The following is a 22,959-nucleotide window of genomic DNA, read 5'->3' as shown; positions in this document are numbered from 1 at the left end:
GTCATGAACGCCAGCGTGCACTACCTCACACCAACGATGTCGGTATCCGGCCCTCGTGGCGAGGCTGTCAGACAAGTCGACTACCTGCGCAAAGTAGCCGGCGAGGAAGTGCGAGCGCTCATCAACCGACTGCAATATGACGTTGTTGGCCATCTGGTTGCACAGCAGGATCCGCGCTTACCAAAGCCCAATACAACGACCGTGTTCAAGTTAGATGGCATAGCGGTCAAGGCCCGGAACGTCGACGGTGGCGCGGACACGCTTCTGCCCGGACTCGACGACGAGCTTTTGCAGCATTGGGATGCCAACGGCAATCACCGGGAGATGAGCTACGACCCGCAACTTCGTCTGAGCAGCGTCACAGAAAACGGGATAACCGGATTCGAAAGCTTCAGCTACGGCAGCGTTTCGGCCGACCCGACGCACAACCTGCGCGGACAAATGACAGCGCTGAGCGATCCATCGGGTACGGTGCAATTCAACAGCTTCAACATGCGTGGCCAGTCAACGGAAGAAATCCGCACCTTCAATGACGGCAAGATCTGCACCGGCCGCCAGCGTTTCAGCGCCATGGGTGCACTGCTGCAAACCACCGACGCCGGCGGGCATGTTCAACTTTCCACCTTCGACATCGCCGGGCAGCTTGCTCAAGTGCAACTGCAACTCAGCGGACAAAATGTTCAGCCGATCTTGAATGGCGCGGATTACAACGCCGCCGGCCAGATCACCGAACAACGGCACGGCAACGGTGTGAACAGCCACTGGCATTACCGCGAGGCCGACGGACGTCTGCTTCGGCAGTCCGCGCAAAAGGCTTCGGAGCCGCCGGTTCAGGATTTCGAGTATGCATATGACGCAGCAGGGAACATCACTCGCATCATCGATCACACCTACACACCGACGTTTTTCCGCAACCAACAGGTCGACGGTGAACGCACATTTGGCTATGACTCGGTGTACCGCCTGATCCGCGCCACCGGTTACAGCGACGCCCCGCCTGCGGACAACCCCGGACGGCCGCAACCCACCGATCCCGATGACCGACGCAACTATGTCGAGTCTTTCGAATACGACGACGGCAACAACCTGAAAAAACTGACCCACGTGCGCGAGGGCAACACCTACACCCGCGAGATGTTCATCGACCCGTCCAGCAATCGCGGTGTGCGCTGGAAAGCGGGAGACCCGGCACCTGACTTCAACGCCCTGTTCGACCGCGCCGGTAATCAACTGGCCCTGCAACCCGGGCAGCCGATGGACTGGAACAGCCGCCATCAGCTGAAATCGCTGATCCTCCTGGAGCACGCTAGCGGCCCGCCCGATCAGGAGTTGTATCACTACAGCCAGGGTGCAAGGGTCTATAAGCGCCACGAAACCCACACAGGCACAGTCAACCATGTTGCTGAAGCGCATTACGTGGGGAGTCTGGAAATCCGCACCCGAAGCAGCGGAGAAGAATTGCACAGGGTCACTGTCGCCACCGGCATCGGCGAAGTGACGTGCCTGCACTGGATCACCGGCAAACCACCTGGTATCGATGCTGATCGGTTGTGTTATTCCCATTCCGACCATTTGGGATCGAGCGTTACGGAGATTGATCAACGGGCGCAGGTGATCAGCCGCGAAAGCTACTACGCCTTCGGCGCTACCTCGTCGATGGCGGCCCGCTCGCAGATCGAAGCGGACTACAAGTTCACCCGCTATTCGGGCAAGGAAATGGATGTCACCGGGCTTTATTACTACGGAGCACGGTATTACGCGCCATGGCTGGGGCGCTGGATCAGCGCCGACCCCAGCGGCGATGCGGATGGAATGAATCGGTATGCTTTTGTCGGCAACAATCCGATTTTCTATGTGGACGACACCGGCAACACGAAAGACGAAGCCGGCGCCTCCGGCAACACCGGTGACGGCAAAAAAACCATTGGTTATAAGCTGAATAGATGGGTTGGCGCCGTTAAAAAAGCGCAAACAGCCGCAGGACAGATGAAAAACATCGCATCCGATTTTGAGAAACTGGTTCCTGAAGACGCCGATATCGAGCAGGTTCGCCAAGACCTCACGTTTGGAAAATACATCAGGTCCCGGTACGGCAGGGCTGCCATACGAAAAGGCTTAGGTGTCGGCGGTACTGCGGGAGGGGCTATCGCCGGCGTTGTCGGCGGCGTTGCTGCCCTCATTTTTCCCCCCGCCGCCGCCGCCGCCCCCGCCATCGTGAGTGTCGCGCCGGCTATCGGCATGGCCCTCGTACCGATATTAGGTTACCGCCACTTGAGGAAAGGCCTGAACAGGGCGGACATGTTGCGCAAAGCCGAAGCCGTGAACGACACCATCGACCTCGCTGAAGAAATCCTGGGCGCCGTTGCTGGACTACCCGATCAACTGAATCCAGTAGCGGATGAAGGCCCGGAAACGGAAATGAAGCCCGAGGCCGCTCCCGCTACCTATGAGGCAAAGATGCAGGAATTGTTCTTTGAGCAAATGAAGACACTCACTCCTCTGCAGCAGGCGGAAATTGGCAAATTGGTCCCAGGCGAAGGCGCCCCGTACTTCGAGGCATTGAGCCAAGTGCTGAAGGCTGCCAACGATCCGTCCTCTTCGCCCCGGCAGACGCCGGAGGTCAGCGACCCTCCACAAGAAAAACCAACACCTGAATCGATGGTAAACAAGCCTCAACTCGCTCGGCGCAGGCTTGTAATGTCGGGTCTTTGAATTTGATGAACACAGCAGAGGACAAAGACGATGCTCCCCTCTCTCCATGAGCGCACACCTTCGCTGTCAGCTTATGACAGCCGGGGCCTGATGGTTCGTCAGGTGGCCTATCTGCGCTCGGTTGCCGGCGCAACCGCCGAGGCACTGATCACACGCCAGCAACGCGATGCGCTCGGGCACGTGGTGAAACAGTGGGACCCGCGTCTGGCCAGCCCCACCATCACCAGCGTTTTCAATCTGATCGCAGAGCTGCTTGAAACAGACAGTGTGGACGCCGGAAAAAGCCGGCGCCTGCCTGGAGTGACAGGCGAAACCTTGCAACGCTGGGACGCACGCAACCACCACTGGCAGCACACATTCGACAATCAACTGCGCCTGGTGTCCGTCGCGCAGGACACCGGACTGGATAAAGAGGCCTACGTCTATGCCGATGCCTCGGCCGACGCGGGCTACAACCGGCGCGGGCAAATGGTCGAAATCAATGATCCATCGGGCAGCGTCAAACTGCACTCTTTTGCCCTTACAGGCGCAGCGCTGCAGGAAAGCCGAACTTTTCACGATGGATTGTCCTTTTCCAGTCAGCAGAATCTCAGCCCCCTTGGCGCACTACTGAAGCAGACCGATGCCGGCGGCCACCAGCGGCGTCTGGCTTACGACGTAGCCGGGCAGCTCACACAGGTGCAACTCAAGGTTAACGACCTACTCGCCTGGCAACCGGTCTTGCGGGATGCACAATACAACGCCACCGGGCAGACGACCCTGCAACGGACAGGCAATCATGTGAGCAGTCACTGGCACTATCGGGCCGCTGACGGTCGCCTGCTTCGACAATACGCACAAAAGGCGACAGGGGAATCGATTCAGGATTTCGGGTATGAATATGACCGGATGGGCAACATCACTCGCATCCTCGATGGCGGCTACGCACCGACGTATTTTCACAACCAGCGCGTCGATGGCCACCGTGCGTTCAGCTATGACTCAACGTACCGCCTGATTTACGCCAGCGGATACGACGAGATGCCACCTACGGATAACCCGGGTCTGCCACAGCCGACCGACCCCAATGATCGGCGCAATTACACGGAAACATACGAGTACGACAATGGCGACAACCTCGTAAAAACCACCCGCGTCCGCGATGGGGCCAACCATACTTTCCAGGTGTATATCGATCCGGACAGCAACCGGGGGGTGCGCTGGAAAACGGGTGATCCGATACCGGTTTTTCCCATCGAGTTCGATGCTGCGGGCAACCAGCTGGCGCTTCCGTTCGGCCCACTGCAGTGGAACAGTCGCAATCAACTGGACTCCGTGACCCTGGCCAGACATCCCACCGGACCACACGATACGGAGCAGTATCGCTACAGTCAGGATCTGCGCGTGCACAAAAGACTGGAGACCCACACTCCCTCAGTCAGCCATTTCCGGGACGTGCGCTACTTGCCCGATCTGGAGATCCGCACCAGAGACAACGGCGAAGAGCTGCACGTGATCAAGCTGGACACTGGCGCAGGCCACGTGACATGTCTCCACTGGGTGAAGGGAAAACCCACGGGCATCGATCAGAGTCAAATGCGCTATATCCTCAAGGATCACCTGGGGTCGTCCCTGAAAGAAGTGGATCAACTGGCGCGATTGATCAGTGAGGAGACCTACTACCCGTTTGGCAGTACCTCGACACTGGGAGCCCGGTCACGGATTGAGGTGAACTACAAGTTCATCCGCTACAGCGGCAAGGAAACCGATGAAAGCGGCCTGATCTATTACGGACAACGCTATTACGCCCCATGGCTGCAACGCTGGACCCAGCCGGACAAGGCAGGAACCGTGGACGGATTGAATCTGTACCGGATGACGGCGAACAACCCGATCAATTTCATTGACGAGCAAGGGATGATGACGAGACCGACGCCGGCCACGCCTGACCAGACCTCCGTCCACATAGGCGGATCGACGTCGTCGTCACGTCCCAACTCGATCGCCGGCAGCGAGCCATCCACCGGTACACCCGCGCTGGTGGATGACCCGGCAAACAATCCTCCCGGCAAGCTGCCGCCCAAACCCGAACAATCCTGGGGCGAATGGGGCACGCAAGCCGCGCTGGCGGCGGTCAATTCGAAAGTCGGATTGGCATTGCTGCCCGTCGGGACTTCGTCTCCGGCCAACGCAGCTGTAGTTTCCACATTACTCACCGCCACCGCCCAGTTCGTTTTGCACGCAACGCTGTTCACCCCGGGCTGGTCACCGCCCAACACCTGGAACCCCGGTGGGAACGGCGCCGTACCACCCGCCGATGTCACGCAAGATGCCAACCGGTTCTTCACCATGAGCACACTGGGTGTTACCACGGCAGCAACCGTGGCGGGCATGATATTGGGTCCGATCGTAGGGGGCTACGTCGACGAGTTGAGAGGCACCAAGGCCAAGGCGGACAAGAAGGCTCAGGCGGCAAAATGGCTGGACACGGCTGACAGGCTCATCGCCGAACAGAGCCTTAAGGAAGAGGTGTCAGTGAAAGCCCAGCAAGCGCTGCGTCAGCAAGTACTGGACGCCGAAGAGTTGGTCGGAATTTCCTGGCAAAGCATGACAATGCTCGAAAAAATCACGGGGCTGCGGCCGTCAGACCAGAGTGAAAGCAACCTATCGTTACGTCGCAGTTCAGTGTCCTCGCAAAGTTCTGCCGGGAGTGTATTTCATAGAGCCAAAATAACTCGCATCCCCGTGCGCAAATCCAACACGCACCTCTGATCAGGCGATCCGGGCAGAACTTCTGCCCCTCTTGTCAGTTCGGGCCGACACCATGCTATGGTGCCGGCCCGACTTCCTATCTCTATGCGCCCAGCATGCTGCCGACTTCCCGTACCTTGCGTCTGTCGTTGTACACCCTGCTGATCCTCGCCGGCGCTGCCCTCGCCGCAACGCTTGCGATCCGTCACGCCGAACGCCAGGCACTGGTGGAAGATGCCGCCCGAGCCAACCAGCAACTGGCGCTGTACGCCAATTCGCTGCACACCCTGATCGACCGTTACCGCGCCCTGCCCGCCGTGCTGGCGCTGGACCCGCAATTGCGTGCGGCGCTGGCAGGTCCCGTGGATGCCGAACAGCAGGCTGCGCTGAATCTGAAGCTGGAAAAGATCAACGGCGCCGCGCAGTCCTCGACGCTTGAACTGCTCGATCACACCGGCCTGGCGGTGGCGGCCAGCAACTGGCGTCTGCCCAGCAGTTACGTCGGCCACAACTATGGCTTTCGCCCCTATTTCAGTCAGACCCGCACCCAGGGCACCGGGCGTTTCTACGCAGTCGGCGTGACCAGCGGGATTCCCGGCTACTTCCTGTCCAGCGCGGTGCTCGGCGACAACGGCGAGTTCCTCGGGGCGATGGTGGTCAAACTCGAATTCCCGGAGCTTGAACGCGAATGGAGCCAGGGCAGCGATACGCTACTGGTCAGCGATGCCCGGGGCATCATCTTCATTGCCAACCAGCCCGACTGGCGCTACCGCCTGCTGCACCCGCTGAGCCCGGCCGATTACCGAGAGATCAAGCGCACTCGCCAATACGACAAGCAATCGCTGGTGCCGCTGACTCATCTGTCGCTACGCCGCTTTGATGACAACAGCGAACTGCGCCGCGTCGAAGGCCCGCAAGGCACGGCGGATTACCTGTGGGAATCGCTGCCGCTGACCGCCGAAGGCTGGACGCTACACCTGCTGCGGCGTCCGCAAGTGTCCTTCGAAGACCAGCGCAATGCCGGGCTCGCCGCCGCCGGGGTGTGGCTGGCGCTGGTGTTTCTGTTGCTGTTCCTCAACCAGCGCTGGCGTCTGGCCAAGATGCGCCAGCGCAGCCGCGAAGAGCTTGAGCAACTGGTGGAGGAACGCACCCGGGACTTGCGCACCGCCCAGGAAGGTCTGGTGCAATCAGCGAAACTGGCGGCACTGGGGCAGATGTCCGCTGCGCTGGCCCACGAAATCAATCAGCCGCTGACCGCCCAGCGCATGCAGCTTGCAACTCTGAGGCTGCTGCTCGATCACGGTCGGGTCGATGACGCCTGCAAGGCGCTCAAACCGGTGGACGAAATGCTCACGCGCATGGCTGCCCTCACCGGCCACCTGAAAACCTTTGCCCGCAAAAGCCCCAGCGGCTTGCGCGAACGGCTGGACCTGGCGACTGTGGTCGATCAGGCGCTGCAATTGCTCGATGCGCGCCTGCGTGATGAACAGGTCAGTCTGGTGCTGCACCTGACCCGTCCGGCCTGGGTGCGCGGCGACGCGATTCGCCTCGAACAAGTGCTGATCAACCTGCTGCGCAACGCCCTCGATGCGATGCAGGGCAAGCCGTGCAAGCGTCTGGAAATCCGCCTGGAAGCTGACGAACAACTGTGGCGCCTGAGCGTCATCGACAACGGTGGCGGCATTGCCGAAGAACATCTGGGTCAGGTATTCGATCCGTTCTTCACCACTAAACCTGTGGGTGACGGGCTGGGTCTGGGACTGGCGGTATCGTTCGCCATCGTCCATGAATCCGGCGGGCGCCTGTGCGCCGAAAATGGTGACAACGGTGCAGTGTTCAGCCTGACCTTGCCGATCGATCTGGAGGCGCACCTCTGATGCTCAACTCAGTGATGGTGGTCGATGACGAAAGCAGCATTCGCAACGCCGTCGAGCAATGGCTAAGCCTGTCCGGGTTCGAGGTGCAGCTGTTCAGCCGCGCCGAGGAATGCCTGGCGGCGCTGCCGAAACACTTTGCCGGGGTGATTCTCAGCGATGTGCGCATGCCCGGTCTCAGCGGTCTTGAACTGCTGGCCGAAGTCCAGCGCCGCGATGCCGACCTGCCGGTGATTCTGCTCACCGGCCACGGCGATGTGCCGATGGCGGTCGAAGCGATGCGCGATGGCGCCTACGACTTTCTGGAAAAACCCTTCAGCCCCGAGGCCCTGCTCGGCAGCCTGCGGCGGGCGCTGGACAAGCGTCGGCTGGTGCTGGAAAACCGCGCCCTGCACGAACAGGCCGACAACCGCGCCAGACTGGATGCGACGCTGCTCGGCGTGTCCCGTGGTATGCAGACCCTGCGCCGGCAGGTGCTTGACCTCGCAACATTGCCGGTCAACGTGCTGATCCGTGGCGAAACCGGCAGCGGCAAGGAACTGGTTGCCCGCTGCCTGCACGACTTCGGCCCGCGCGCCGACAAGCCGTTCGTGGCACTGAACTGCGCGGCGATCCCCGAGCAGTTGTTCGAAGCCGAATTGTTCGGGCATGAGAGCGGCGCGTTCACCGGGGCCTCCGGCAAGCGCATCGGCAAACTGGAATACGCCGATGGCGGCACCCTGTTTCTCGATGAAATCGAAAGCATGCCGCTGGCCCAGCAGGTGAAACTGCTGCGGGTGTTGCAGGAGCAGAAACTGGAACGGCTGGGGTCGAACCAGAGCATTCGCGTGGACTTGCGCATCGTCGCGGCGACCAAACCCGATTTGCTGGATGAGGCCCGGGCCGGGCGTTTTCGCGAGGACCTGGCGTATCGCCTGAACGTTGCCGAATTGCGCCTGCCACCGCTGCGCGATCGTCGGGAGGACATTCCGTTGTTGTTCGAGTCCTTCGCACAAAGCGCCGCTCAGCGATTGGGGCGGTCTTTTCCGCCGCTCAGTGGTGCGCAATTGAGTCACCTGCTGAGCCATGACTGGCCGGGTAATGTTCGTGAGTTGGCGAACGTCGCCGAACGGCAGGTGCTGGGGCTGGATGAACCGGTGCAAGGTATCGATCCGGGGCAGTCGCTGGCGGCGCAGCAAGAGGCGTTTGAGGCGCAGTGCCTGCGGGCCGCTTTGACCCGGCACAAGGGGGATGTGAAAGCCGTGTTGGAAGAACTGCAACTGCCGCGCCGAACCTTCAATGAAAAGATGCAGCGCCATGGTCTGACCCGGGAAATGTTCGTGCCCGACTGATCCCCGCATTGAGGCATTCCCACGCAGAGCGTGGGAACGATCCGAGCCCGAGTGAGCGGATTTCCGCTCATTCATTCCGGCTCATCGGCAAAATCCCGCTCAACCCATCTCCCCAACCCCTCTAAACCGGCCCTCTCCCCGTTGGCACAGCTCCTGCTATAGCCCTCGCAGGCTGCGTTTCTGCGCGCTCCACAAAAACAATTAAACGAAGGATCCTTCAATGGATAACTCCAACGCCCTGCCTCTTGGGTCGGCTGCCGTGCCGGCCAAAGAACGAACCACCGCCAGTCGCATCAAGTCGATCTTCAGCGGTTCCGTCGGCAACATGGTCGAGTGGTACGACTGGTACGTTTATGCCGCCTTCTCGCTGTACTTCGCCAAGACCTTCTTCCCCGCCGGTTCCACCACCGCCCAGTTGATGAACACCGCTGCGATCTTCGCCGTGGGCTTTCTGATGCGTCCGATCGGTGGCTGGCTGATGGGTCTGTACGCCGACAAGGTCGGCCGTAAAAAGGCACTGATGGCCTCGGTGTACCTGATGTGCTTTGGCTCGCTGCTGATCGCCCTCAGCCCGAACTACGAAACCATCGGCATCGGCGCGCCGATCCTGCTGGTATTCGCCCGTCTGCTGCAAGGCCTGTCGGTCGGCGGCGAGTACGGCACCTCGGCGACTTATCTGTCGGAGATGGCGACCAAGGAACGTCGCGGCTTCTTCTCCAGCTTCCAGTACGTGACCCTGATCTCCGGCCAGCTCATCGCGCTGGGCGTGTTGATCGTGCTGCAGCAGATGCTCACCACTGAGCAACTGTACGCGTGGGGCTGGCGCATCCCGTTCGCCATCGGCGCGCTGTGCGCAATCGTGGCGCTGTACCTGCGTCGTGGCATGGAAGAAACCGAATCCTTCGTGAAAAAAGAGAAATCCAAGGAAAGCGCCATGCGCACCTTGCTGCGTCATCCGAAGGAATTGCTGACCGTGGTCGGCCTGACCATGGGCGGTACGCTGGCGTTCTACACCTACACCACTTACATGCAGAAATACCTGGTGAACACCGTCGGCATGAGCATTTCCGACTCCACCACCATTTCCGCCGCCACGCTGTTCCTGTTCATGTGCCTGCAACCGATCATCGGCGGCCTGTCCGATAAAATCGGTCGTCGCCCGATCCTGATCGCCTTCGGCGTGCTGGGGACGATCTTCACCGTGCCGATCCTGATGACCCTGCACACCATCCAGACCTGGTGGGGCGCGTTCTTCCTGATCATGGCGGCGCTGATCATCGTCAGCGGCTACACCTCCATCAACGCCGTGGTGAAGGCCGAGCTGTTCCCGACCGAAATCCGCGCCCTGGGCGTGGGCCTGCCGTACGCACTGACCGTGTCGATCTTCGGCGGCACCGCCGAATACATCGCGCTGTGGTTCAAGAGCATCGGCATGGAAACCGGTTACTACTGGTATGTGACCGCGTGCATCGCGGTGTCCCTGCTGGTGTACATCACCATGAAAGACACCCAGAAACACTCGCGCATCGTCACTGACTGACCGGATTCATTCAGCCACTGCAACGGTGGCTGTTCTGGCCCCATCGCGAGCAAGCTCGCTCCCACATTGGATCGGCATACAACTGACCCTGTGGGAGCGAGCTTGCTCGCGATTGAAGTCACCTCGGTATCAGGTCAACTCGGCAACCTGCTGTTTGCCATAACGCTTCTGCGCATAAGACGCGCCCACGATCATCACCAGCAAAATCCCCGCCAGCACTGCCGACGAACCGATGGTGCCAAAGTCCAACCCGCCCTTCTCATGGGACTTGGTCATCAAGTCGCCCAACGTCGCGCCAAACGGCCGGGTCAGCACGAACGCCACCCAGAACAGCGCGACGGTCGAAATCTTCGTGAAGTACTTGAGCAGCACCACCACAGCAATCGCCGAGCCGATCAGCAGCGCGCCACCGGCAAAGCCCAGGCCCGAGTCGTCCGCCAGGTAATCGCCGAGCGCGGTGCCCAGGGTGTTGGAGAACAGAATCGCCATCCAGTAGAACATCTCGCCGCGAAAGCTCTGCACCCTGGTGACGTTGAGCGAGTCGCCGCTCAGGCGCCATGCCGCGAAGATCGCCAGCAGAATCGCGATCAGGATCATCGAACCGGTGGCGTAGCCCAGCTCCAGCGTGCGGTCCATGAAGTCCGACATGGTGGTGCCGGCGGTGCTGGTCGACAGGATCACGATCCAGTACAGCAACGGCTTGTAGGTCTTGGACATCAGCTGCGTGATCAGTGTCAGGACAAACACGCTGATCAGGATCAGCGAACTGATGGCGTAGCCGACGTTAAGGGTCATCGACAGCAAATCCCCCGCGGTTTCCCCCAGGGTCGTCGCGCAGATTTTCATGACCCAGAAGGCCAGGGTGATTTGAGGCAGTTTGTTCATCGCGGGCAACGCTCCTGTGTGTGACGGCCGTTTTTGGCTTTATGGCCGTGGGCAGACTGGCGTTGCGCGGGTGAAAAACCGGTCGGGAATCCATGAAAAATCTGTCACACAGGCAAAAAGCGGCGATTAATCACCGGTTAATGCCCCCGCCGCATTCTGCACCTACCTGATCGATTAACCGCGCGACGCTCGCTACGACGACGAAAGCGAATTGAATGCGTCGCCCTTAATATCAAGTTAATCGATAGTTTTTAGCATTATTTTGCGCTTTTTAATCAACTTAGTTGGCGTAGCATGAATCCCATGCGAAACACATCGCCAACGAATAACGAATCTGGAGAACGAACATGAAAACCAAACTGATCCTCGCCCTGACCCTGTCCGTCCTGGCCGCCAACACCTTTGCCGCCGACGGTTCGGACAAAACCAAATCCGCCGACTTCATTTCCGGCGTCAGCGCTGCCATCGAAACCAGCCACACCGGCACCTACGCCGCTGACGGCTTCGACAAGACCAACGTCGGCAAAGCCGTTGCTGCTGATGGTTTTGACAAGACCGGCACTGCTGCGGCTATCGCAGCTGACGGTTTCGAGAAGACCGGTACTGCCAACGCTATCGCTGCCGACGGTTTCGATAAAACCGGTACTGCTGCAGCTATCAGCTGATCGGCAGAATGCAGACACCAAAGCCCGGCCATTGCCGGGCTTGTTCATTTTCAAAGGTCGGCATTTGATCTTCGCGGACCGGACTTGCACTATTGGCCGCTTATAAAAGCCTTCAGGAACACCCCACCATGCCCGATGACATCCATTTCTACGAACCGGCCAACGGCCACGGCCTGCCACACGATCCGTTCAACGCCATCGTCGGCCCGCGCCCCATCGGCTGGATTTCTTCGCAGGATGCCGAGGGCCGGCTGAACCTGGCGCCCTACAGCTTTTTCAACGCGTTCAACTACATTCCGCCGATCATCGGCTTCTCCAGCGTCGGGCGCAAAGACAGCCTGAACAACATCGAGCAGACCGGTGAGTTCGTCTGGAACCTCGCCACCCGCCCGCTGGCCGAGCAGATGAACCAGAGCTGCGCGATGGTCGGGCCAGAGGTCAACGAGTTCGAACTGGCGGGGCTCACGCCGGTGGCGTCGAAGGTGATTGCCGTGCCGCGCGTGGCCGAAAGCCCGGTGTCCTTCGAATGCAAGGTCACCCAGATCATTCAGTTGCAGCGCGCCGACGGCGAGACCGTACCGAGCTGGCTGGTGCTGGGCGAAGTGGTCGCCGTGCACATCGCCAAATGGCTGTTGAAGGACGGGATCTACGACACCGCCGCCGCCGAACCGATACTGCGGGGCGGCGGACCGGCGGACTATTTCCAGCTGGGGCCGGAGGCGTTGTTCAAGATGTGGCGCCCGGGGGCTACGAAGTAAGCGCTTACCAGATCAGCTCGGCGTCGTCGGTGACGCCCTTGAGCTTGTCCAGTTCATTGATCGCGGCTTCATCGGCCGCGATGGCGCCGGGGAAAACCTGATCGTTCAGCAGTTTGTGAAAGCGCGGTGCTCCGCCGTCGACCAGCGCCTTGACGGCGATTGCCGCGTGATAACCCTTGTTGCCGCCCAACTCGACGGGGACTACAGCGGAAACCGCTTCGAAGTGTTCGAACTCTTTACGTGCCATATCGCAGGTCCTGGCTCAGTCAGATAGGCCGGCCATTAAACATTCAACCGGCGAGTTTGTGTATCGGCGCAGTGCATTGGCCTACGGCCTGTGCGGCCGAGACTTCCTTGAACGTGTGGAAATCCAGGCTATTGACCACCAGGTCCTGCACCAGCTCGGCAAAGATTTCCATCGACGGGCTGCTGAAATAGGCGGTCATCGATTGCTGGTTGATCCAGAAACCGGAGACCAGCCACAACTCCGGATCACACTGCGAATGCTGCAAGGAAAAGCTCAGGCAACCGGCGGCGGCACGGGACGGCTCGATCAGCGCGCTCAGGCGCATGCCGAGTTCCGCCGAGCGCCCGGCGCGCGCTCGAACGAAGGCCATATGACTGACGGGAATCTGCTTGGACATGTTCAACCCTCCCAGGGAGTCGTGTGGCAGCCGGGGACGGGCTGCGACAGGATCAAAGGTTAAGGGCCGGGCATCGCTCGCCGTTAGTCGATTCCTGCCGTCGCGTTGCACAATCCTGCGAGACTGTCTTGCAGACCTGTAACAAGTCGTGAATTGCTGTCACTGTCCTGTCACACCGGTTTCGAGCAAGTTTCCCGGGTTTCGCCCCTTCATGTCCGGGCAGGCACGCAACGCCATGCAGGATCAGGCAAGCATTTCGCAGGATGTGTCTACCGCTCGCGCTTGCACAAACTTAAGCTCTGCTCCCATTCCATCCCTTGCCGAGGAGGCTGTGCATGACGTCGTTCGATCGTTTTCAGGCGCCGCGCGATGCCGATATGGAAGCCGACATGGAAAAGCAGCGCGCGGAACTGGCGGCCATCATTCGCCGCAACACGTCCGAAGATGGCAGTTATGCCACTGCCGTCGGTTCGCTGTTCATGTCGCGCCACACCCAATCCCATGACTTCGCCCCGGTGCTCGCGCAACCGGCGCTGTGCATCATGGCCCAGGGTCGCAAAGAGGTACGGCTGGCGGACGAGTTCTTCAATTACGACCCGTTGAATTACCTCGTGGTGTCGGTCTCGATGCCGTTGAGCGGTCGAGTCGTGAATGTCTCGCCCGAAGAGCCGATTCTCGCCGTACGCCTGGACATCGACCCGGCGGAAATCACCGCGCTGATCGCCGACGCCGGCCCGATGGGCGTGCCGACCCGTCCGACCGGGCGCGGTCTGTATGTGGAAAAGATCGACAGCGCGATGCTCGATGCGGTGCTGCGTCTGGCCCGTCTGCTCGACGCGCCGAAAGACATCGCCATGCTCGCACCGCTGATCCGCCGGGAAATTCTCTATCGCCTGTTGCGCAGTCCCCAAGGCCATCGGCTGTACGAAATCGCCATCGCCAACAGCCAGAGCCACCGCATCAGCCAGGCGATCAAATGGCTCAACGGCAACTTCGAACAGCCGCTGCGCATTGATGATCTGGCGAAGGAAGTGAACCTCAGCGTCTCGACCTTGCATCACCGCTTCAAGGCGATGACGGCGATGAGTCCGTTGCAGTATCAGAAGCAACTGCGCCTGCAAGAGGCGCGGCGCTTGATGCTGGCTGAGGGGCTGGAGGCGTCGGCGGCGGGGTATCGGGTGGGGTATGAAAGCCCTTCGCAGTTCAGCCGCGAGTACAGCCGCCTGTTCGGCGCGCCACCGTTGAGGGATCTGGCGCGCTTGCGGCTGACCGTCTGATCTGGATCAGGCGCCGAGCACCCGACACGCCTCACTCGGCAGCGTCACCGACACCGGATGCCCGATCCCCAGACCGATGCCCTGACACGGCGTGCTCAGCGCCGTGAAGGTCACCCCGGAACATTCCACCGTAGTCTCGATGGTCGCGCCGATGTCGCGCACGAACGTCACCTTGCCCAGCAGGCGATTGCCCGCCGTGGCCTGGGGCGCCGACAGTTGCAGATCTTCAGGGCGGATCAGCATTTTTACTTTCTGCCCGACCACGATGCTGCTGCAGATCGGCACTTGCAGGGCATCGCCGCCCGGCAGCACAACCTTGCCATCGCCCAGGGCCGTTGCCGGGAAGATATTGCCGGAGCCGATGAAGTCCGCGACGAATTCGTTGGCCGGATGCCGGTAGATTTCAATCGGCGTGCCCACCTGCTGCACCCGATGCTCACCGAGGACTACCACGATGTCCGCCATGGTCATGGCCTCGCGCTGATCGTGGGTGACCATGATCGTGGTGATGTTCAGGCGTTGTTGCAGCTGGCGGATTTCCACCTGCATCGACTCGCGCAACTTGGCATCCAGCGCCGACAGCGGTTCGTCCAGCAGCAGGATTTTCGGGTGCGAGGCAATCGCCCGGGCAATCGCCACTCGCTGACGCTGACCGCCGGAGAGTTTCGCTACCGGACGATCGATCATCGGTTGCAGCTGGATCAGCTCCAGCAATTGCACCACCCGCGCCTGTTGATCGGCCTTGCTCACGCCGCGCAGCTTCAGCGGATAGGCGATGTTCTCGCCCACGGTCATGTGCGGAAAAAGCGCCAGCGACTGAAACACCATGCCGAAGTTGCGCAGGTGCGCCGGCGTGTGGCCGATGTCCTCGCCGTCCAGGCGAATCTCGCCGCCGGTGAGGGTTTCCAGCCCGGCGATCATTCGCAGCAAAGTGGTCTTGCCGCAACCCGAAGGGCCGAGGAAACACACCAGTTTGCCCTCGGGCAAATGCAGGTTGACGTCTTTCACCGCGCAGGCCGAGCCGTAGTGTTTCTCGACGTTTTCCAGAATCAGACCAGACATAAAATCACCTCAAGAAATCAAAAGGACACGCCGCCTTCACCGACCAGCTTCTCCAACGCCCAGATCAGGACGAAGTCGATCAACACGATCAGCACGGCAAACGAGAACACGGTAGGGTCGAGCGATGACACGGTGCGGCTGTACATCCAGATCGGCACGGTCATGACGTCGATGGTGTAGAGGAAATAAGTCACGGTGAACTCGTTGAACGAGACGATGAACGCCAGCAGCATCCCCGCCAGAATCCCCGATTTCATCAACGGCACCACCACGTCGACGATGGCGCGCAGTGGCGAAGCGCCAAGCATCTGCGCGGCCTCTTCGACTTCGCTGCCGATGGAAAGCATGGCAGCCGTGCAGTTCTTCACCACGAACGGCAGCGCCAGAATCACGTGAGCAATTACCAGCCGCGATGTGGTCATGTGAAACGGCAGGCTATCGAACACCAGCAGCAACGCCAGCCCGAGCACCACCATCGGGAACACCAGCGGCAGCGACATCAATTGCAGCGCCACAGTCTTGCCACGGAACTCGCAACGGGTCAGCGCGTAAGCCGCCGGCACCGCGATCAGCGTGGCGAAAATCATCGTCAGGCACGACACCAGCAAACTGGTGCCCATGGCCTGGCCGAGGCTCAGCACATCGCTGGCGTCCGGCGACACAAACGTGTGCCACGCCGCCTTGTACCACTGCAGGCTGTAACTGCTTGGCGGGAAGTCGAGGTTCGACGCGCCGCTGAACGACATCACGATCATGGTCAGGATCGGCAACACGGCCAGGAACAAAATGATCCCGGAAAGGATGCCCGCAAACTTGCCGGTGTCGCCCGGCAGCAGCGACTGACGCTTCTTGATCAGGGCACTCATTGCGAAGCCTCCAGCAGACAGCGACGGCGGCCGGTGATGTATTCGGACAAGGTCATGATGGCGAGCGTGGTGACGATCAGCACCACCCCGGCGGCGGAGGCGGCAGGCCAGTTCATCAGCGGAGCGATCTGGTCATGCACCATCACCGCCAGCATCGGCACGCGACGGCCACCCAGCAGAAGTGGCACCACAAAGCTGCTGGCGTTGTAGGCGAACACCAGCGTCGCGCCGGTGATGATTCCCGGCAGACTCATTGGCAACACCACCTGGCGGAACACTTGAAAGCGGCTGGCGCCGAGGGTCGCGGCGGCTTCTTCGTAGCTGCGTGCGACGCCGCGCATGGCGCTGGCAATCGGCAGCACGGCCAGCGGAAACGCCGTCTGCACCAGGCCCATCAACACGCCGTTCTGGTTGTACAGCAACATGATCGGGCGCTTGATCAGACCGAGTCCCATCAGGGTCTGGTTGAGCATGCCGCCGGGGCCGAGGATCACCAGCCAGCCGTAGCTTTGCAGCAGCAGGTTGACCAGCAACGGCAGCAGCACCGCCGCGAGGAAAATCCGTCGCACGAACGGCGAGGTCAGGCGCGCCATGGTGTACGCCACCGGGATCGCCAGGACCACGGCAATCACCGCGCTGATCAGCGCCAGACGCAAAGTCAGCAGCAACGATTTGAGGTAGTAGGGTTCGAGCAACTGCGCGTAACTGGCCAGGCTGAAACCGGACCACTCCGCGCCCTTGGTGCCGACGCTCATGCGCAGCACCAGCAGGCTGGCGGCAATCAGCACGCCGAGAAACAGCATCGACGGCGTGAGGAAAAACCACGCCCGCGCCGTCGGCGAAATACCGCGCGCCGGGCGCACGTCACCCGTGCCGACCGGTTGGGTCAGGGATTGATGTTCCATAGCAATGATCTCGTCAATGGAAAAACAACTGACAGACACTGCCTTCAAATTCACCGAGAAACCTGTGGGAGCGAGCTTGCTCGCGATAGCAATCTGTCAGTCGACACTGTCGGTGAATGTCAGTCCGCGATCGCGAGCAAGCTCGCTCCCACAGGTACTTCGGTGTTTGAAGAACCTGTGTCCATCACTCGATCAGGAAGAAAAGATTTCCGTGTAGCGACGAATCCACTGGTCATGCACGGTCGCCAGGAAAGCGTTGTCGTGCATGATCGCCTTCTCCGCGATCTGCTCCGGCGTGAGGATGAACGGGCTCTTGCGCGCTTCGGCGGAGATGATCGCCTTGGCGTTGACCGGGCCGTTGAAGATGTCTTCGGCCATCTTGCCCTGCACGAGCGGGTCGAGGGAGTGGTCGATGAAGGCATAGGCCAGATCGGTGTCGCCCGGACGGTTCTTCGGCATCACCGAGAGCATCAGGTCGGTATAGAAACCTTCCTTCATGCCGAACGTGGCGCCGAGGCCATAGTTCGGGTCGCGGATCTGCTTGGGGAAGAACGCCGGGGCGTAGAGGCCGCCCATGTCCAGGGAGCCGGTGCGGAACAGCTCGGCGATCTGGTTGGGGTTTTCGCCCAGGGTCACCACGCGGTCTTTCAGCTCCGCGAGTTTCTTGAAGCCCGGTTCGATGTTGTGCTCGTCACCACCGGCCAGTTTGGCGGCGATGATGATCAGGTCCATCGCCTCGGTCCAGTTCGGCGGCGGCAGGAAAATGTTCGGCGCCAGATCGGCGTCCCACAGCGCGGCGTAACTGTCCGGCGCGGTGGTCTGGGTGCGAGTGCTGTAGACCAGACTGTTGCACCACAGCAGGTAACCGATGCCGTGACCATTGGCCCCGGTACGGTATTTTTCCGGAACGTCGATCAGGTTGGGAATGCGGTTGAGATCGGGTTTTTCCAGCAGTCCGGCAGCGGCCAGACCTTCGGCGCCGACCCCGGCCAGAGTGATGATGTCGTACTGCGGACGATCACCGCCGGCCTTGAGTTTGGCGACCATTTCCGAGGTGCTGCCGGTACGGTCGGCAATCACTTTGGCGCCGGTCTTGGCTTCGAACGTTGCAGCGATGTTGCGCAGCGCGGCCAGGCCCGTGTCATCGGACCAGGTCAGCAGGCGCAGGGTCTTGCCGGCAAAGCGGGTGTCGCTGGCACTGGCCCGGATGAAGGGCATGCTCATGGCCGCCGCAGCCACCGAGGCCACGCCGACGGTTTTGATGAATTGACGCCTGTTCAGATCGTGCTCGCCCATTTAGGACTCCCATTATTCTTCTAAGTATGAGATTGATCGCAACCCTTGCATCTGCCTGACCGATGTTGCCCAAGCGCCCGGTTTCAAAGGGCTTGAGCGTGGTCTGCGGGTTCATCCTGAGGTCGTGCAAAACACCTGACTATCGATAAAAACTCATTGGAGCCATGACGCCGGCGCATGCCTCCTTGCGAGGCATGCGCTGACCTTTTTCGGGCATTCAGAGCGCGCGAATCACGTGCTTGATTTCCTGAAATGCCGCCAGACCCCACGGCCCCAACTCGCGACCGATGCTGCTCTGCTTGTAGCCGCCCCACGCGGTCTGCGGGAAGATCACCTGCGGCGCGTTGAGCCATACCAGCCCCGCCTGCAAGGCGTTGGCGACCCGATCCGCCGTCTCGGGATTGCGCGTGACGACACTGGCGACCAGACCGAACTGGCTGTCGTTGGCCAGGGCAATCGCCTCGGCTTCCGAAGCGAAACTGCGCACGCAGATCACCGGGCCGAAGATCTCTTCACACCACAGCGCACTGTCGAGGGGCACTTCGGTGAAGATCGTCGGCTGCAAGAAATAGCCGCGCGGCAGATCGGCGGGACGATTGCCGCCACAAATCAGCCTGGCCCCGGCACTCAGCCCACGGTCGATATGACCGAGCACCCGCTGGTACTGCGCCTGATTGACCAGCGCACCCATCTCGACCTCCGGATCGAACGGATCGGCGACACGGATTTTTTCCGCGCGGGCCTTCAGACGAATCAGGAATTCGTCGGCCAGCTCATCGGCCACCAGCACCCGGCTGGTGGCCGAGCACATCTGCCCGGCGTTGAAGAAACCGCCGCCACAGGCCAGCTCCACCGCCAGGTCAAGGTCGGCATCTTCCAGAATCAGCAGCGAGGATTTGCCGCCCAGTTCCAGGCTCACACCCTTCACGGATTCAGCGGCGCGCTGCATCACTTGCACACCGACGGCGTTGCTGCCGGTGAAGGAAACCTTGGCGATGCGCGGATCCGCCGACAGCGGCGCGCCGACTGCCGGACCGGTGCCGCACACCAGGTTGAACACGCCTTTGGGCAGGCCGGATTCGGCGATGATGGTCGCCAGTTCCAGCTCCGGCAGCGGCGTGACTTCCGACGGCTTGAGCACCACGCAGCAACCGGCGGCCAGGGCCGGGGCGAGTTTCCACGCGGTGGTGACCATCGGGAAATTCCACGGCACGATCAGCCCGACCACACCGCACGGTTCGCGGCGCAGACGTGCGCTGAAATCGTCGCTCGGCAGCGGTACGTCACTGTCGAGTCTGGCGTCGAGGCCTTCGGCGAGTTCGGCGTAATACTCGAAAGTGGCGATCACGTCGTCGACATCGATTCCCGCTTCGAACTGCGGTTTGCCATTGTTGCTCGACTGCAACGTCATCAGATGTTCGCGACCGTTGCGCACGCCATCGGCGATGTTGCGCAGTATCGCGCCGCGCTCGGCGCCCGAGGTTTTCGACCAGTCCTTGAAGGCTTCAGTCGCCGCTGTCACCGCTTGATTGACGGCGCTTTCGTCACCGCCATTGACCGTGGTCAGCAACGCTTCGGTGGCCGGATTGATGACGCGCAGGTGTTCGCGGCCGGCGGACCATTGGCCGTTGATGTACAGGCCGTCGAGTGTGGTCGGGAAGTTCATCATTGGGTCACCGCCTTCATCCATTGGGTCTGGTCGATTTCGATCAGGGTCGGGCCCTGACGATCGCTGGCGGCGCGCAGTGCACCGCGCAGTTGTTCGGCCGAGCTGATCGCTTCTGCCGCGCAACCCAGGGCCTTGGCCACGCCGATGAAATCCGGGGTGTAGATGTCCACGCCCACCGGCTCGATGGCGCGGTTGACCATGTATTTCTTGATCTCTTCGTAACCCTGGTTATTCCACAGCAGGATGATCACCGGCGTGCGCGCTTCCACGGCACTCGCCAGTTCCGGCAGGGTGAATTGCAGACCGCCGTCGCCGATCAGACACACCACCGGTGGACGTGCGCCGTGTTCGAGGTTGCCGCCGAGCCACGCGCCAATCGCTGCCGGCAAGGCGTAACCAAGGGTGCCGTAGCCGGTGGACGAGTTGAACCAGCGGCGCGGACGCTCCGGGTTGAAGGTGAGATTGCCGGTGTACACCGGTTGCGTGGAGTCGCCGACGAAAACTGCATTCGGCAGTTCGTGCAGCACGGTTTCCAGGAAACGGGTCTGGGCCAGGGTCGGCGCGTCCCAGGTCGCTGCCAGGTCTTCACGCAGACGGGCGGCTCGCACCTGGCCCCAGTCGTTGCGGCGCTCGGCCAGCGGTTTGTGCGACAGCGCACTGAGCAGCGCTTGTGCGGCATTGCGCGAGTCGGCGACCAGCGCCACGTGGGGCGGGTAGTTGCGCACGGTCTGGTCGGGATCGATATCGACGCGCAGCAACTTGCCGGGAATTTCGAAGCCGCCGGCGAAGGTCACGTCATAGTCGGTTTCCGCCAGCTCGGTGCCGATTGCCAGCACCACGTCGGCATCGGCCACCAGGGCGCGGGTCGCTACCAGGCTCTGGGTCGAACCGATCAGCAGCGGATGACTGGACGGCAACATGCCTTTGGCGTTGATGGTCAGCGCCACGGGTGCGCCGAGCAGTTCGGCCAGCTCAGTGAGTTCGGCAGCCGCGTCGATGGCACCGCCACCGGCGAGGATCAGCGGACGCTGGGCGCCGGCCAGCAGTTCGGTCATGCGGCTCACGGCGGCCGGCGCAGCTCCGGCGCGGTCGATGTTGACCGGCACACTGGCCAGCAGTTCGTCGGCCTCTTCGACCAGCACGTCCAGCGGAATTTCGATGTGTACCGGACGCGGACGCCCGGCCTGGAACAGCGCAAACGCACGGGCCAGCACTCCCGGCAATTCCGACGCCGACATCAGGGTGTGGGAGAACGCCGCCACGCCGCCGACCAGTGCGCTCTGGTTCGGCAGTTCATGCAACTTGCCGCGACCGCCACCCAGTTGACTGCGCGACTGCACGCTGGAGATCACCAGCATCGGAATCGAATCGGCGTACGCCTGGCCCATGGCGGTGGTGATGTTGGTCATGCCCGGGCCGGTGATGATGAAGCACACACCCGGTTTGCCGCTGGTGCGGGCGTAGCCGTCGGCCATGAAGCCGGCGCCTTGTTCATGCCGGGGGGTGACGTGGTTGATGCTCGAACGGGCCAGCCCGCGATACAGCTCCACGGTATGTACACCGGGAATGCCGAACACCTGCTCGACCCCATAACCTTCGAGTAACTTGACCAGTACTTCGCCACACGTCGCCATGTCTTTGCCCTTCTTGTTCGTTGAGGCACCGGGCTTTAAAGGAACCGGTGATTGGCCTCATTGAAACGGGCGGCGTGTAGCCGCAACAATCGATAAAAGCTCATACTAGCCATGTCCTCACGTCATACCTTGGATCCACATGAAACGACTGCCTCCCCTGCCCGCCCTGCACACGTTTCTGATCACCGCGCAGTGCTGCAACTTCACCCGGGCCGCCGAACAGTTGCACATCACCCAGGGTGCGGTGAGCCGGCAGATCGCCGGGCTGGAGGAACATCTGGGTTATGAGCTGTTCATTCGCCTGGCCCGGGGCCTGGAGCTGACGGCCGAAGGTCGCGAATGGCTGCCACGGGTGCAGCAGATCTTCAGCCTGATCGGCGACTCGGTGGAGCAGATCGGCGCCAAGCGCGAGACCCTGCAACTCAAGGCCCCGAGCTGCGTGATGCGCTGGTTGTTGCCACGGCTGTTGCAATGGCAGCGCGAACGCCCGGACGTGCCGGTGAAACTCACGGCGTCGTTGCAACACGGGGTGGACTTTCATCGCGAGCAGTTCGACGCGGCGGTGATCTACGGCACCGCGCCCCACGACTCACCCGCGACCCTGCATCTGTTCGATGAGCAACTGACGCCGGTCTGCTCGCCGACGCTGCTCAACGGCGGTCCGGTCCTGCACACACCGGCAGACCTGCAACAACATCTGCTGCTGCACCCGACCCACACCGATGACGACTGGACACTCTGGCTCGAAGCCGCCGAACTGCAATTGAGCAACATCGCCAGCGGTCAGCATTTCGAAACGCTGGATCAGGCGATGTCGATGGCGTCCCACGGGACAGGGGTGGCGATCGGCGACTGGTCGTTGATCGGCGATGACTTGAACGCCGGGCGACTGGTGATGCCGTTCGATCTGAAGGTGAAGACGGGACTGGGCTATTACATCGTCGCGCCGGCGTCGGAGCCGTCGGCGAAATTGCAGGAATTGATGGGGTGGCTGGTGGAGCAGGCTCATACGCGGTGAACACCCCAATATCCTGTGGGAGCGAGCTTGCTCGCGAATACGGTGCGTCATTCAACGTTGATGTCGACTGACACGCCCTCTTCGCGAGCAAGC

18 protein-coding genes are annotated in these 22,959 nt (G+C 61.3%); 9 read left to right on the top strand and 9 right to left on the bottom strand.

Annotated elements, in window-relative coordinates; translation table 11 throughout:
- Positions 1–3: 3 nt before the first annotated feature.
- The 5 genes from AC1MDC_RS03255 (at position 4) to AC1MDC_RS03235 (ending at position 10,187) form a co-directional block, all read left to right on the top strand.
- Positions 4–2,712, top strand: coding sequence for an RHS repeat-associated core domain-containing protein (locus AC1MDC_RS03255; protein WP_480392504.1), 2,709 nt, complete (start codon positions 4–6; stop codon positions 2,710–2,712).
- A gap of 30 nt (positions 2,713–2,742) precedes the next feature.
- The gene (locus tag AC1MDC_RS03250) at positions 2,743–5,463 is read left to right on the top strand and encodes an RHS repeat-associated core domain-containing protein (protein WP_480392503.1); all 2,721 of its coding nucleotides are present in this window, start codon (positions 2,743–2,745) and stop codon (positions 5,461–5,463) included.
- 95 nt (positions 5,464–5,558) lie between these two features.
- Positions 5,559–7,319, top strand: a complete 1,761-nt coding sequence (locus AC1MDC_RS03245) for a sensor histidine kinase (protein ID WP_085697215.1) — start codon at positions 5,559–5,561, stop codon at positions 7,317–7,319.
- Positions 7,319–8,647 carry a sigma-54-dependent transcriptional regulator gene (locus tag AC1MDC_RS03240; protein ID WP_085697216.1) on the top strand — a complete coding sequence of 443 codons (1,329 nt, stop codon included), beginning with the start codon at positions 7,319–7,321 and terminating at the stop codon, positions 8,645–8,647. The genes AC1MDC_RS03245 and AC1MDC_RS03240 overlap by 1 nt, the downstream gene beginning before the upstream one ends.
- Positions 8,648–8,867: 220 nt before the next feature.
- Entirely contained in the window at positions 8,868–10,187 is a 1,320-nt protein-coding gene (locus tag AC1MDC_RS03235; RefSeq protein WP_085697217.1) for an MFS transporter, read from the top strand.
- A gap of 129 nt (positions 10,188–10,316) precedes the next feature.
- On the opposite strand, the gene AC1MDC_RS03230 is transcribed toward AC1MDC_RS03235, so the two are convergent.
- Complete coding sequence (locus AC1MDC_RS03230) at positions 10,317–11,072, bottom strand: COG4705 family protein (protein ID WP_480392502.1); 756 nt, start codon at positions 11,070–11,072, stop codon at positions 10,317–10,319.
- A gap of 347 nt (positions 11,073–11,419) precedes the next feature.
- On the opposite strand from AC1MDC_RS03230, the gene AC1MDC_RS03225 reads away from it, so the two are divergent.
- Together AC1MDC_RS03225 and AC1MDC_RS03220 are read left to right on the top strand one after the other, a co-directional pair.
- Positions 11,420–11,737 carry a hypothetical protein gene (locus tag AC1MDC_RS03225; protein WP_480392501.1) on the top strand — a complete coding sequence of 106 codons (318 nt, stop codon included), beginning with the start codon at positions 11,420–11,422 and terminating at the stop codon, positions 11,735–11,737.
- 128 nt (positions 11,738–11,865) lie between these two features.
- Entirely contained in the window at positions 11,866–12,495 is a 630-nt protein-coding gene (locus tag AC1MDC_RS03220; protein ID WP_011335689.1) for a flavin reductase family protein, read from the top strand.
- 4 nt (positions 12,496–12,499) lie between these two features.
- Here AC1MDC_RS03220 and AC1MDC_RS03215 read toward each other — a convergent pair whose 3' ends face one another.
- The gene (locus AC1MDC_RS03215) at positions 12,500–12,742 is read right to left on the bottom strand and encodes a hypothetical protein (protein WP_007960172.1); all 243 of its coding nucleotides are present in this window, start codon (positions 12,740–12,742) and stop codon (positions 12,500–12,502) included.
- Positions 12,743–12,785: 43 nt separating this feature from the next.
- The gene (locus AC1MDC_RS03210; RefSeq protein ID WP_085684418.1) at positions 12,786–13,139 is read right to left on the bottom strand and encodes a putative quinol monooxygenase; all 354 of its coding nucleotides are present in this window, start codon (positions 13,137–13,139) and stop codon (positions 12,786–12,788) included.
- Between the two features lie 335 nt (positions 13,140–13,474).
- Between AC1MDC_RS03210 and AC1MDC_RS03205 the strand changes: the two genes are divergently transcribed.
- Complete coding sequence (locus AC1MDC_RS03205) at positions 13,475–14,416, top strand: AraC family transcriptional regulator (RefSeq protein WP_085697221.1); 942 nt, start codon at positions 13,475–13,477, stop codon at positions 14,414–14,416.
- Between the two features lie 6 nt (positions 14,417–14,422).
- Here AC1MDC_RS03205 and AC1MDC_RS03200 read toward each other — a convergent pair whose 3' ends face one another.
- The 6 genes from AC1MDC_RS03200 to AC1MDC_RS03175 form a co-directional block, all read right to left on the bottom strand.
- On the bottom strand, positions 14,423–15,478 hold the full coding sequence (locus AC1MDC_RS03200) for an ABC transporter ATP-binding protein (protein ID WP_085701684.1): 1,056 nt from the start codon (positions 15,476–15,478) through the stop codon (positions 14,423–14,425).
- Positions 15,479–15,495: 17 nt separating this feature from the next.
- Positions 15,496–16,344, bottom strand: a complete 849-nt coding sequence (locus AC1MDC_RS03195; protein WP_480392500.1) for an ABC transporter permease — start codon at positions 16,342–16,344, stop codon at positions 15,496–15,498.
- A complete protein-coding gene (locus AC1MDC_RS03190; protein WP_480392499.1) occupies positions 16,341–17,249 on the bottom strand; it encodes an ABC transporter permease in 909 nt (302 codons plus the stop codon). The genes AC1MDC_RS03195 and AC1MDC_RS03190 overlap by 4 nt, the downstream gene beginning before the upstream one ends.
- A 192-nt stretch (positions 17,250–17,441) precedes the next feature.
- Entirely contained in the window at positions 17,442–18,545 is a 1,104-nt protein-coding gene (locus AC1MDC_RS03185) for an extracellular solute-binding protein (protein ID WP_085697225.1), read from the bottom strand.
- Positions 18,546–18,762: 217 nt separating this feature from the next.
- Positions 18,763–20,211 carry an aldehyde dehydrogenase family protein gene (locus AC1MDC_RS03180; protein WP_480392625.1) on the bottom strand — a complete coding sequence of 483 codons (1,449 nt, stop codon included), beginning with the start codon at positions 20,209–20,211 and terminating at the stop codon, positions 18,763–18,765.
- Complete coding sequence (locus tag AC1MDC_RS03175; protein WP_480392498.1) at positions 20,211–21,848, bottom strand: 5-guanidino-2-oxopentanoate decarboxylase; 1,638 nt, start codon at positions 21,846–21,848, stop codon at positions 20,211–20,213. The genes AC1MDC_RS03180 and AC1MDC_RS03175 overlap by 1 nt, the downstream gene beginning before the upstream one ends.
- 139 nt (positions 21,849–21,987) lie before the next feature.
- Between AC1MDC_RS03175 and AC1MDC_RS03170 the strand changes: the two genes are divergently transcribed.
- Entirely contained in the window at positions 21,988–22,866 is an 879-nt protein-coding gene (locus AC1MDC_RS03170; RefSeq protein WP_480392497.1) for a LysR substrate-binding domain-containing protein, read from the top strand.
- Positions 22,867–22,959: the final 93 nt, after the last annotated feature.

It is taken from the genome of Pseudomonas sp. 1 (assembly GCF_056626735.1).
The sequence above is the reverse complement of the archived record's forward strand: the minus strand, read 5'-3'. Positions and strand labels throughout refer to the sequence as shown.